This is a genomic window from Ohtaekwangia sp., from assembly GCF_036568665.1.
Taxonomy (GTDB): Bacteria; Bacteroidota; Bacteroidia; order Cytophagales; family Cyclobacteriaceae; genus Ohtaekwangia.
The window spans coordinates 1-12,855 of sequence record NZ_DATCSD010000116.1 but is presented as its reverse complement, the minus strand read 5'-3'; the positions used below and the strand labels follow the sequence as shown (position 1 = coordinate 12,855).

Sequence of the window (12,855 nt, the reverse complement as noted above, 5' to 3'; positions counted from 1 at the left end):
AAATTTAATTTTGGTTATGCTCCACGGCTGATGGCGCGGTAAGCGAATGAAAGATCGATTCAAGAGAAGTTTCCTCCTGCTTCAAACCGATCAGCGATAAATTGTTATCAGCAGCAAAACGAAACAAGGCTGGTCTCACATCGGCACCTCTTGCAGCCACTACACTAAACTTACCAGCTCCGAGCTGCTTTACCTGTATAACACCGGCAAGCTGTTGCAGTTGTTCAACCGAAACTCCTTGTTCAAATTCGGCAATCACGGTAACAGTATCTCCCTGTCGCTGCATCAGGCGATCTACGGTATCATCGGCTACAATCTCTCCGCGATTTATTACGACTACGCGATTGCATAAGGCCTGCACTTCCTGGAGAATATGTGTAGAGAAGATCACGGTTTTCTGCTGACTGATCTCTTTGATGAGCTTTCGTATTTCTACTAACTGGTTTGGATCAAGGCCGGAAGTTGGTTCATCCAGTATCAATACTTTCGGATTATGAATCAACGCCTGGGCTAAGCCTACCCGTTGACGATATCCTTTCGATAAAGCTTCTATCTTTTTATTCTGTTCGCGCGTAAGTCCGCAGCGCTCTACCATGTCACCCACCTGCTGCTTCAGCGCAGTGCCTGAAAGACCATACAAACGACCAATGAAACTCAGGTATTCATGCACATACATATCCAGGTAAAGCGGATTGTGTTCGGGTAAATAACCGGTAACACTTTTCACTTTCATGGGCGAGTCGGTAACGTCATAACCGGCTACACGTACTTCACCTTCTGTAGGTGGAAGAAAGCAGGTAGCAATCTTCATGGTGGTAGATTTACCGGCACCGTTCGGACCAAGAAAACCTACGATCTCTCCTTCGGCCACTTCAAAGGAAATATTATGAACAGCACGCTGCTGGCCATAGATCTTGGTAAGATTTCGGATTTGAAGAGACATCTTTTTAATTCAAGCTTCAAGTTTAACGGTTTTTCATGGAATGCGGAAGCTCACGCAGTCCGAATGCCTGAAAGCCCAGGCCAGTGACGACTAATGCTGTATGTGTTTAACATTTCGTTAACAGCGGCAATGGAAGGTGGTGTATACTTTAGCGGTAGCGATGAAAGAAGAGACGGAAGTCGGAAAGCACTGGCATTTGAATATCGAACAAGGAATAACGATTAACGAATGTTGAAGTATAAATACATACCCTACCCACACTCTCACCCCTGGTAGCTTACGGCCCGAAGCCAGCAGCTAGTTACAAAACTCACGCGATCGTCATTAATAGCATTGATCCGGAACGTTGAAATATTGAAATTCGCACGAAATAGAAATTGATTATGCGCTACTTATTTTTTGCCTTTAGTCTTGTCAGCACATTTTGTTTTGCTCAGCCAGGGTATAACCTGAAGTTTAAAGTAGATGGATGGAAAGATACTACGGTATATCTCGGACATTATTACGGTGAGAGCACTTACCTGAAAGATACCGCGCGTGCAAATGCCAAAGGAGAATTTACGTTTGATGGCAAGAAAGAACTCGCACACGGAGTATATTTCCTGGTGCTGGACAAATCCAAAATATTTGAACTGGTGATTGGCAGCAACCAGCACTTCACCATGGCCACGAGTTCTGACGACTATATCAAGAACATGAAAGTTACCGGTGATCCGGATAACAAGATCTTCTTCGAGAATATGCTCTTCAACATGGAGCGTCATAAAGAAGCGGAGCCCTATATCAAGGTAGTTCAGGACAGCACACTGTCGGAAGACAAAAAGAAAGATGCACGTGCCGCTTTCACCAAGATCAATGAGAAAGTAGTAGCGTATCAAAACGATGTCATTGCTAAATATCCCGGCACCATGACAGCCACTATATTTAAGTCGGGACAGGCAGTGAAGGTTCCGGATGCTCCGAAAAAAGCAAACGGTACGATCGATTCAACATTTCAACTGCGCTGGTATCGCGAGCATTTCTTCGACAATTTTGACCTGAGCAACGATGCACTTCTGCGAATGCCGCGTTCGGTATATAGCGAGAAGATCAACGAGTATCTCGACAAACTTTATGCACCTCAGCCTGATACTATAGCAAAGGCGATCGATAAGGTTGTAGCAAAAGCCAAGAAGAATCAGGAGACCTATAAATATGCCGTGTGGACTTGCCTGCTGAAATATCAGCAACCGGAGATCATGGGGCTTGATGAAGTATATGTACGCCTCTATGATAAATATTTTGCTTCCGGAGAAATGGATTTCTGGGCAACCGGAAAACTGAAACAGAACCTGAAGGATTATGCTGATCGCCTGCGTAAAAGTCTGATCGGTAAAACAGCTCCGAACCTCATTATGCAGGACGCTAACTTCAAGCCGCGTTCCATGTATGACCTGAAGAATAAATATACCATTGTATATATCTTCGATCCCGACTGTGGTCATTGTAAAACTGAAACACCCAAGCTCGTAGACTTCTATACGAAAGACAAAGCGAAGTTTAATGTAGAGGTATATGCCGTAAGTACCGATACTTCGATGGCCAAGATGCGCGACTATATTAAAACGATGGGTATGAAATGGATCACCGTAAACGGACCTCGCACGTATGTAGGAACGTATGCTGACCTGTACGATGCTGTTACAACGCCCAGCCTATTCGTTCTGGACGAGAAGAAGAAAATTATAGGTAAGAAAATACCTGCCGAAAAACTGGATGAGTTCTTCACCAACTACGAGAAATTTCAGAAGGCAAAAGCTGCAGAAAAGCTGAAGGGCGCTACAGGCCCCAAGCTATAAATAACCGGACAGTTTAAGGTTCATATTCGTACAGTTGCGCGAATGTGAGAGACACAAAAAGCCGAATTCAGGGTAATTTCGGCTTTTTGTAACTTTTTCACGATTTTTTCAGTCTTATATGCAACTATTGGATGTTCGTGAAGTATCTATAGTATATAACTTGTAGTTGTTCCTAATACCAACCTTTAAATATTCCTAGTATGGCCTTTTTTGATAAACTCCTCGGTAAGAAGAAACCTGAATTGAAAGCGCGCTGTCCCATAACACGGGAACCGATTGAAACCGGATTTGGCTACCTGTTGACAACTTCACAAATCGTTGCCTCCAAGAAATACTGGGATATGATTATGACTGAACCCGAAACATTATCCTATACCGTTTCTCACTTTAAAAATGTTGCCAGCGGAACGCAGATGCGAAGTATGATCTTCGATAAATATAGCAGTGTTGAAAAACCCTGGATGATCTCCGACTCCTGCATCAATCTCTTCGAGGAGGTTGATAAAAAAGCAGCCCGCGAAAACGCGAAGAAGTGGTGGGAGAATGGCGGAGAATATGCTCCGGAAAAATCGGGAGCAGCGTCCAACTCACTCGATGCACAGACATACGAAACTGTAAAAGCGTATGCTGTACTGGAAGCCGGACGCTCAAGAATAGTATTACAGTAGTTTCACATAGTTTAGGTTAGGAACTAAGGCCTCATGCTCGTGTAGCGTGGGGCCTTTCCTTTATATACTGCTATATCTGCCAGCTGCAGCCACTACAAACTATATACTTCTACATTCGTTGATCGGTGTTCCTTGTTCGATATTCAAATTCAAATATTTCCCACAGAACTCACAGATTAGCACAGAAGAATACATATTTCCCGCAGATCGCGCAGATTAACGCAGAAAAATGCAGACGATGAGCGCTCCCGACTTCCGGTCTTTCGGACTTTCCGTCTCTCTGCATTTATACTTCATCATTCGTTAATCGATGTTCCTTGTTCAATATTCAAATTCAAATATTCCCCACGGAATTCACAGAATAGCACAAAACTATAGATAGGCATATTTTTACAGCACATTCAACAATAGAAGCTAAAAAGCGCATCTTTATACTTTCCGCTTTCAACTTTATGTTTCACGCTTTTTGCTTAATTGTGTCTGTCAATAGTAAATTGAACAAGCTGGATCAGCGATTTCTTATAGTCTGATTCGGGGAAGTTATTGAGTATAGCAAGTGCATCCTGGTGATAGGTGTTCATTACCTTTTCAGCGTATTCTATACCACCAGATTTTTTTACAAACTCGATTACTTCACGCACTTTTTTAGGTTTGTCGCTTTCGTTCTTTACGATGCCGATGATCTTGCGTCTCTCCAGGAAGCCTGCATTGGCAAGTGCATAGATCAATGGCAGTGTCATTTTCTTTTCCTTGATATCTATACCTACCGGTTTGCCGATCTCGTCTTCACCATAATCAAAGAGATCATCCTTTATCTGGAAAGCCATACCAATCTTTTCTCCAAACAACTTCATCTGCTGCGTTACTTCATCGCTGGCTCCGGTAGAGCTGGCACCAACAGCACAGCAAGACGCAATTAAGGAAGCAGTCTTCTGGCGGATAATCTCATAGTATATATCTTCGGTAATATTCAGTCTGCGTGCTTTCTCGATCTGCAGCAATTCGCCTTCACTCATATCGCGCACAGCATCGGCCACTATACTTAATAAATGGAAATCCTTATTCTCAATAGAAAGAAATGTGCCGCGGGCAAAGAGAAAGTCTCCTACCAGAACCGCTACTTTATTTTTCCACAGAGCGTTTACTGAAAAGAAACCTCTGCGATAGTTTGCTTCATCCACTACATCATCATGCACCAGGGTTGCCGTATGCAACAACTCGATCAGCGAAGCACCACGGAAAGTCGACTCATTGATCTGCCCGCAGGTGCCGGCACTCAAAAACACAAACATGGGCCGCATTTGTTTGCCTTTACGCTTCACAATGTAGCTCATGATCTTGTCCAACAGCAGTATACGCGTTTTCATAGAAGCCCGGAACTTCTGTTCAAACTCCTCCATCTCGCGGGCTATAGGCGCTTTTATGTTGTCCAACTTCAAAGACATGCCCGCAAGTATACACAATTCAATCGATACGTTGTACGTCCCGCCATAATTCCATTTTCATTCTCATCTCCTCTATTCTTCCGGCAATCATACCTTGATGATTCCTTAACAATACTATCGCACGCCAACGTATAGCGTAAGGCAAATGCCCTATCAAAAGGTTCAATTCCTGCCTCCTATCCCTATTGACAATTGCCTTCGAAGTCGCGTATTTAGCCACATGAAGCCGATCGGAAATTACTGGAGCGATATCTTTTTTGCCATCATTGTGTTTGTTGTGGCCTTTATCGTTGCCAGGCTGTTGCGTTTTGTTATAGGTCGCCTGGTAAAAGGAGCATCAACCAAATTAAAAGTTGATCCTACCAAGTATAATTTTCTGAAGAATGCCGTTGAATTTATAGTATACATCATCGCCCTCATTATCATCTTCAACTCCATTCCCAAGCTGAAGAGTTATGGCACCGCCTTGTTTGCGGGTGCCGGTGTGCTGGCAGCTATAGTCGGTTTCGCATCGCAGTCTGCATTCTCTAATATAGTAAGCGGTATATTCATTGTTATCTTCCGGCCTTTCAGCGTAGGCGACCGCGTGCGTGTAGGCCAACTGTATACAGGCGATGTGGAAGATATAACACTCCGCCACACCGTGATCAAGGATTTTGAGAACAGGCGAATTGTTATACCCAACTCGGTGATCAACAACGAAACTATCATCAACTCAACACTGGCCGAAGAGAACCTCTGTTTCTTTATAGAGATCGGTATATCGTTCGATTCGGATGTAGACCAGGCGATGCGCATCCTGCAGGAAGAATGTATGAAACATCCCGACTGCATTGATAACCGAACTACCGAGGAGATTGAAAGCGGAGAGCCGCAGGTAATTGTTCGATTGATCAACATTACCGAAACTGCCATGCAACTGCGCGCCTATGCGTGGTCTAAAAATCCATCCACCGGATTTATACTGAAATGCGATGTATTGAAAAGCATGAAACTCCGTTTTGATGACGCGGGTATATCCCTCGCCTATCCGCAACGGATGATCTATATAAAAGACAATGCTCCTCTAAAGAACTGACATGACACCTCAACAGACTTCGGTGAATACATCACCTACCAACTGTGAGATACTCGAACTGATCTCCTATAACCGGGAGCAGCACGACAAATATACCGGCACTTCAGTAGATGAAATACTCTCGAAGATCAAAAGTGATCGCGTTAACTGGATCAATGTTGACGGGCTCAACAACCAGGATATCATTGAAAAAATACAAGGCTTCTTCTGCCTGCACTCCCTGTTGATTGATGATGTACTGAGTGACCAGCGACCAAAGGCCGAGGAGTTTGATGACTATCTTTTCTTTACACTTAAAATGCTATACCGCATTGATGGCACCGGTATAGATTATGAACAGATCAGTTTTGTGTTGGGCAAAAATTACCTGATATCGTTCCAGGAAAAAGAAGGCGACTGGTTTGATGGCTTCCGCGAACGGATTCGTCTTGACCAGGGACGTGTGCGTAAAAAGCAGGCTGACTATTTACTATACCGCCTCATCGATATCATTGTTGAAAATTACTATAACGTTCTCGATAGAATCGGTGATATGATCGAAGAGATCGAAGACACGGTATACCAGAATCCTTCCACACGTACTTTTAATCGCATACAGAAACTGAAGAAGGAATTGATATACCTTCGGAAAGCGTTGTTCCCGCTGCGCGATGCGTTAAGTAAAATTGTAAAAGGAGAATCTGATTTTGTAAAAGAAGAAAACCTTCGCTTCTACTCCGATGTATACGAGCACGTGATACATCTTACTGATTCGCTCGATACCTATAAAGACCTGGTGTCAAGTCTCATGGATATACACATCAACGCCATGAACACCAAGATGAACGAAGTGATGAAAGTACTCACCGTGATCTCGACTATATTTATACCTCTTACGTTTATTGTAGGGGTATATGGAATGAATTTCAAGTTTATGCCCGAGTTGGATTGGCAGTATGGATACTATCTGGTGTGGGGCATTATGGTGCTGATCGTGGCGGGAATGATCGGCTTCTTCCGCTATAAGAAATGGTTCTGAACGTGTTTACGTTTTAACGTTAATACGTTGGTACGTGCATACGTAGACACGTACCAACGCACACACGTTAAAGTTTTTTCTCGAGCTCGGTAATTTTATCCTGAGCTTCGTTCTTACCCAGCGACAATGCTTTCTTGTATAGTTCGATCGCTTCGCGGTATGTATCTTTCTTCTTGCGTGGAGCAAGTTTAGTACGGTTAGCAGCCTCTTCTACAGCCTGGCCTCTTGCAAAGAGTGCATCTGCTTCAGACATTTTGCTTTGGATCATCAGCTCTTGTACACGAGCTTCGATAAGCGCTAACTCTTGCGATTTTGTTTCGATCTGTGTCTGCTTGTCGGCAAGCTCTGCTTCCTGCATGCTTACAGTCGTGATCAGATTTTGATTTTCACCTTTATACTTATCAACCTGCTCTTGCAATGCAGCAATCTCCTGCGTCTTAGCTTCGAGTTGAGCCTTCAGAGTTTTAATCAGCTTCAGGTTCGCGTTGTTATGAGACTTTGAAGTTGACAAAGATTTTTCCAGGTCATCGATCTTATGTTGTGTATCCTTCACGTAGCCGTTTATATCCTTCATGCGCGAAGTATAGTCTTCATAGGTAGTTCCTTCCACCATGTTAACACGCAGTAACTGACGGCTGGCATCTATAGAGTCCATCAGGGTTCCAACTTCGGTTAACGTCTGTGCCATCTTCTGGCTGGTCTCAAGTTCTACCTTGAGCGAATCTACCTGCGACCGTAACGCATCTTTTTCCTTTGTGTCACAGCCGGCTATCATGACAGCGATAGGCAGGGCGTAAGCAAGTTTTTTAATCATAAACGATTTTTTGAGGTTATGAGCAAAAATACACTTGATTTTGCTGTCCTGTAATTAGGCCATCACAAATTATTTTGGAACCGCGCCAAACAGACGAAAATTACGATGGTTAACAGCTATAACATTCTTTGTTTTTATTTTTTGCGATTGCAGGAAGGGCGTTAACTTTGCGACCGTTTTATTTCACTTTTTGCCATTATATACATGCCCAAGTTAATTACCACGCACACGCGTATCGCTGATCTGGGCAAACCCCGCATCATCGTCATCGGAGGAGGATTCGGTGGTTTGGAAGTAGTAAAAGGCCTCAAGGGTTTTAAAGCCCAGACTGTTCTCTTCGATAAGTATAATCACCATTGTTTTCAACCGCTGCTATACCAGGTTGCAACCTCCGGGCTGGAGTCCAGTTCTATAGTATTTCCTTTTCGTAAGCGCTTCGGTCCGCAGAAAGATTTCTTCTTTCGTCTTGGAGAAGTAACACAGATAAAACCGGAAGAGAACTGCATTGAAACATCTATAGGAAGTGTCAAGTACGATTACCTGGTAATCGCCAACGGTGCCACTACCAACTTCTATGGGATGAAAGATGTAGAAGAAAATTCCATGGCGATGAAAACCATCATCGACTCCATCAAGCTTCGTAATCTCATCATCCGGAATTTTGAAACAGCATTACTCACCGATGATCCGGAGCTGATGAACAGCCTCATGGATTTTGTGATTGTAGGTGGCGGACCCACAGGGGTAGAGTTGGCAGGCGCATTGAGTGAGTTGAAGAACCACGTATTCCCGAAAGACTATCCGGAGTTGGAACTCAGTCACATGGATATACATTTAGTGGAAGCCAATGCCCGTGTACTCAATGGTATGTCTGAGAAAGCTTCGAAGAAAGCACTGGAATATCTGCAGAACATGGGTGTGAAAGTTCACCTCAATTGCGTGGTGAAGTCATACGATGGACATGAAGTATTATTCAACACCGGTGAGAAATTAATTACCCGCACCATGATCTGGGCGGCCGGTATAAAAGGCCAGGCCATACAGGGTATAGCAGCCGATTCGCTGGGAAGAGGCGCACGCATCAAGACCGATGCCTATAGCCGTGTAAAAGGATATGAGAATATATTTGCCATTGGAGATATAGCGTTGATGGAAGGTGATCCTGATTTTCCCAATGGCCACCCGCAGATGGCGCAACCTGCTATACAGCAAGGCCGCCTCGTTGCCCAAAACATCAAGCGACTTATAACCAAGAAAGAACTCAAACCATTTCGGTATAAAGATTTAGGGGCTATGGCTACAGTCGGCAGAAACCGTGCAGTAGCTGACCTCGGTGCGCTCAAGTTCCAGGGATTTTTCGCCTGGCTGGTCTGGATGTTTATACACCTCATCTCGATCATTGGGTTTAAGAATAAATTCTTTGTACTGGCAAGCTGGCTCATGAGTTACTTCTCGTACGATAAAAGCAACAGATTAATCATCGCGCGTCCTAAAGACGGCGTTCAATAATTATGGCTGATTCAGCAAACAAACACCTTACACCATTATCCGTTGGAGGTGTTTTGGTTTCCCTCGGAATTATTTATGGCGACATCGGTACTTCGCCACTCTATGTTTTCAAAGCAATCATCGGAGCACAAACCATTAACGAGGATCTGGTATTGGGAGGACTCTCCTGCGTCTTCTGGACGCTGACACTCATCACCACGTTGAAGTATGTATACCTGGCACTCAATGCCGATAACAAAGGTGAAGGAGGTATATTTGCGCTCTACGCACTCGTAAGAAGGTATAAAGCTGCCTGGGTAATTTTCCCGGCCGTGATCGGTTGCTGTACCCTGATAGCCGATGGTTTTATTACGCCTGCCATCAGCGTGTCGTCTGCTATAGAAGGCTTGCGTATACTCAACCCGCAGATCCCCACGGTATCAATCGTAATCGCCATCATGGTGGTGTTGTTTATCTTCCAGCAGTTTGGTACCAGCGTAGTGGGTAAAACCTTTGGTCCGATCATGACGATCTGGTTTCTCACTATCGCTATATTTGGTATCCTCCAGTTCTACGATCATCCGCAGATATTCCGCGCACTCAATCCATACTATGCCTATCATCTCATTGTAGAATATCCGCACGGCTTCTGGTTACTCGGTGCTGTGTTCCTGTGTACTACCGGAGCAGAAGCGCTATACTCTGACCTCGGTCACTGCGGTAAAGAAAATATTCGTGTAGGCTGGGCCTATGTAAAGATCGCGTTACTCTGTAACTACTTTGGTCAGGGAGCCTGGTTGCTCGAACATCAGGGTGCTACATTGGGTGACCAGATTCCATTCTATGCCATTATACCCGAGGAGTTCCTCATCTTCGGAATCATTATCGCTACCATGGCCGCGATCATTGCCAGCCAGGCGTTGATCTCCGGTACATTTACACTGGTGAACGAGGCCATGAAACTGAAGCTGTGGCCCTCTACCCGCGTGCGTTACCCAAGCCAGGTAAAAGGACAGATATATATACCCGCTATCAACTGGATATTGATGATCGGTTGTATCGTGGTGGTGCTTATGTTCCGCGAGTCGGCCCGCATGGAAGGTGCTTATGGTTTGGCGATCATGATCAACATGCTCATGACTACCTCGCTGCTCGTGTTCTATTTCATGACGGCCAAAAAATCGAAGTTCCGTTCGTCAACGCTGGCGATACTGTTCTTTTCACTCGAAGGTATGTTCCTCGTATCAAACCTCGATAAGTTCCAGCACGGTGGCTGGTTTACCTTCCTCATTGCATTGTTGTTCTTTGTGATGATGTATGTATTGCTGCACGCACGCTGGCTTCGCGAACGCCATACAGAGTTTGTCGATCTGAAACACTATGTAGGCATGATCCAGGATTTGCAAGCCGATACTACTGTACCGAAAGAAGCAAGTAACCTGGTATATTTAGCGATGGCCGATAGCAAGCGCTATATCGACTCGAACATTATATACTCTATATTCAAGAAAAGACCGAAGCGAGCCGATGTGTTCTGGTTTGTACACGTAGAAACCGTGGATAGTCCGTTTACCAGTAAATATGTAGTCGATACCATTATACCGAAGCGCTGCTTCTTTGTACGCATCAAACTTGGATTCAAGACCAACCACCGGGTAAATCTTTTATTCAACAAGATCATTCACGAGATGGCCGATGCCGGTGAGATCGATCTGACAAGTCCTTATCCATCGCTACATAAATATAGCATGATGGCCGACTTCAAATTTATTATCCTTCACTCCTGGGCTTCTTCCGACAGCGAGATATCAAGCTTCGATCGCCTCGTTATACAAGGCTATAGATTGCTGAAAGAACACTCTCTTAGCACTGAAGAACTCTACGGTATAGAAGCCGCCAACCTCGAGGTAGAAAAAGTACCTATCCAGGTAGGACCACAGGCGAGGGTAAAGATCAAGCGTGAGAGAGAAGATTAAAACGTGTGTATGTTTTTAAGTGTGTATGTTTTTAAGTGTGTATGTGTTTACGTGTTGATGTGTTGATGTAAGGTGCTTCGACATTGATCGACTGTTTGATTGATGTATATATACAAGACCGCGCGTAGCGCTCCATCAACTTCAAAACATTAACACATCAACACCTCAACACAAAAAACCTTCGACACGTACCAGCGTACACACCTAAACACGTACCAACGTAAACACGTAACTCTAGCCTCGTCTCTTCGCTCCTCGAACCGCTTCGGCAGTCCAGGGATCTTCAGGCCAGTGATGTTTCGGGTAACGCATGCGTAGTTCTTTGCGCACTTCATGATAGGTGGTTTGCCAGAAACTTTTGAGATCTTGTGTTACCTGTACAGGTTTATAGCCGGGTGATAATAGATGGAGTAATACTTTGGTTCTTCCTTCATTTACTACCGGTGTTTCTGATAAACCAAACATCTCCTGCAAGCGAACTTCCATTACAGGCGATCGTCCGTCTTCGAAATATTGTACCTGGATCATCGAACCACTGGGTACTTTGATTCGTACGGGCGCGAGTATATCTACTTTACTACTCAGCTCCCATGGTAACAATGATGGAAGTATACCATGCCAATCCAGTCGCTGCAACTCGCTGAGCTTTGTTATAGCAGTAAGAAACGGTGCGAGCCAGTCGTGCAGTGTAGCAAGTAAATTTTCTTCACGCACATCCGGCCATGCTTCTTCCGTGCGCCACAACTTTAAACTCATCACACGTGCCTGCCATTCCTGTTGTGCTTCACTCCATCCTATAGCTTTCAGTCCTTTTGATTGAATCATCGCACAGAGTACATCGATCTTTTTTTCTTCCGGTATAGATCCTAAAGCTTTACTTTCGAGTATAAGACTGCCTATACGTTTCTCCACCACAGCAACTACGGCCTGCCGCTCATCATCCCATCGCACTACCTGTTGCTCACGCACCAATGTCATCAGATCATTACTCTGTAGCGCTGCAGCGAGAAATATTTTTCCTTCACCACTGCCAGCATCGAGTAACGCTACACAAAGCCACGCTTCGCGCATCAGCGGATCATGTTCCTGTAATTTTACTATCCGCCCATTCGCCAATTTATACCGCTCGCTATGTTTACCCTGTTGCTGCGCTATACGTTCCGGGTAAGCAGCCACTAACAAACGCCCCACATCCGTATCGCGCGGAATAGTGTTATCGATATCTACCTTCAATAATTTTCGCCAGTTAGCGGCAAGTCGTTCAATACGCTCGAGTACCGAGCGATCAGCAAAGAAACGTTCGCCTTTACGCCACTTGCGCAGTGCTTCTATTCGCAGAGAAAGATCAGCACCTGATTCTTTCTGCAACGGATCACGTTCTTCCAATATAGCCGCTATATCTGAAGCCAGAGAAATCTGTGCCGGTATAGAAGCTTCTAACAACAGGTGGGCTATACGCGGATGCGTGGGCAGCTTCAGCATTTCTTTACCACGTTGCGTAATGCGACCTTCATCAATCGCATTGAGTTGCTGCAATAATTCTTTCGCCTGGTTTACAGAACCGGCCGGTGGTATGGTTACCCACGT

Annotated in this window: 10 protein-coding genes; 6 read left to right on the top strand and 4 right to left on the bottom strand. The window is 44.7% G+C overall.

From position 1 onward, the window contains the following. Positions 1–4 precede the first annotated feature (4 nt). Positions 5–943: a gliding motility-associated ABC transporter ATP-binding subunit GldA gene (gene gldA, locus VIN08_RS06030; protein WP_331961724.1), complete on the bottom strand. Its 939-nt coding sequence runs from the start codon at positions 941–943 to the stop codon at positions 5–7. A 383-nt stretch (positions 944–1,326) separates the two neighbouring features. Between gldA and VIN08_RS06025 the strand changes: the two genes are divergently transcribed. Both VIN08_RS06025 and VIN08_RS06020 read left to right on the top strand, forming a co-directional pair. Continuing rightward, positions 1,327–2,781, top strand: coding sequence for a redoxin domain-containing protein (locus tag VIN08_RS06025; RefSeq protein ID WP_331961721.1), 1,455 nt, complete (start codon positions 1,327–1,329; stop codon positions 2,779–2,781). 200 nt (positions 2,782–2,981) lie between these two features. Then, the gene (locus tag VIN08_RS06020; protein WP_331961718.1) at positions 2,982–3,449 is read left to right on the top strand and encodes a hypothetical protein; all 468 of its coding nucleotides are present in this window, start codon (positions 2,982–2,984) and stop codon (positions 3,447–3,449) included. Between the two features lie 470 nt (positions 3,450–3,919). On the opposite strand, the gene VIN08_RS06015 is transcribed toward VIN08_RS06020, so the two are convergent. Continuing rightward, positions 3,920–4,894, bottom strand: a complete 975-nt coding sequence (locus VIN08_RS06015) for a polyprenyl synthetase family protein (RefSeq protein ID WP_331961715.1) — start codon at positions 4,892–4,894, stop codon at positions 3,920–3,922. Positions 4,895–5,114: 220 nt separating this feature from the next. Here VIN08_RS06015 and VIN08_RS06010 point away from each other — a divergent pair, with 220 nt between their 5' ends. Both VIN08_RS06010 and corA read left to right on the top strand, forming a co-directional pair. Further along, positions 5,115–5,972 (top strand): mechanosensitive ion channel family protein, encoded by an 858-nt coding sequence (locus VIN08_RS06010; protein ID WP_331961712.1) that lies wholly within the window; start codon positions 5,115–5,117, stop codon positions 5,970–5,972. A gap of 1 nt (position 5,973) precedes the next feature. Then, complete coding sequence (gene corA / locus VIN08_RS06005) at positions 5,974–6,990, top strand: magnesium/cobalt transporter CorA (protein WP_331961709.1); 1,017 nt, start codon at positions 5,974–5,976, stop codon at positions 6,988–6,990. A gap of 67 nt (positions 6,991–7,057) precedes the next feature. On the opposite strand, the gene VIN08_RS06000 is transcribed toward corA, so the two are convergent. Further along, entirely contained in the window at positions 7,058–7,804 is a 747-nt protein-coding gene (locus VIN08_RS06000; protein WP_331961706.1) for a hypothetical protein, read from the bottom strand. Between the two features lie 204 nt (positions 7,805–8,008). Between VIN08_RS06000 and VIN08_RS05995 the strand changes: the two genes are divergently transcribed. Together VIN08_RS05995 and VIN08_RS05990 are read left to right on the top strand one after the other, a co-directional pair. After that, complete coding sequence (locus VIN08_RS05995; RefSeq protein ID WP_331961703.1) at positions 8,009–9,313, top strand: NAD(P)/FAD-dependent oxidoreductase; 1,305 nt, start codon at positions 8,009–8,011, stop codon at positions 9,311–9,313. 2 nt (positions 9,314–9,315) lie between these two features. Next, entirely contained in the window at positions 9,316–11,268 is a 1,953-nt protein-coding gene (locus tag VIN08_RS05990; protein ID WP_331961700.1) for a KUP/HAK/KT family potassium transporter, read from the top strand. Between the two features lie 234 nt (positions 11,269–11,502). Here the strand turns inward: VIN08_RS05990 and VIN08_RS05985 are convergent. Further along, positions 11,503–12,855: ATP-dependent helicase C-terminal domain-containing protein (locus tag VIN08_RS05985; protein WP_331961698.1), on the bottom strand; the 1,353-nt coding region annotated here is incomplete at its 5' end.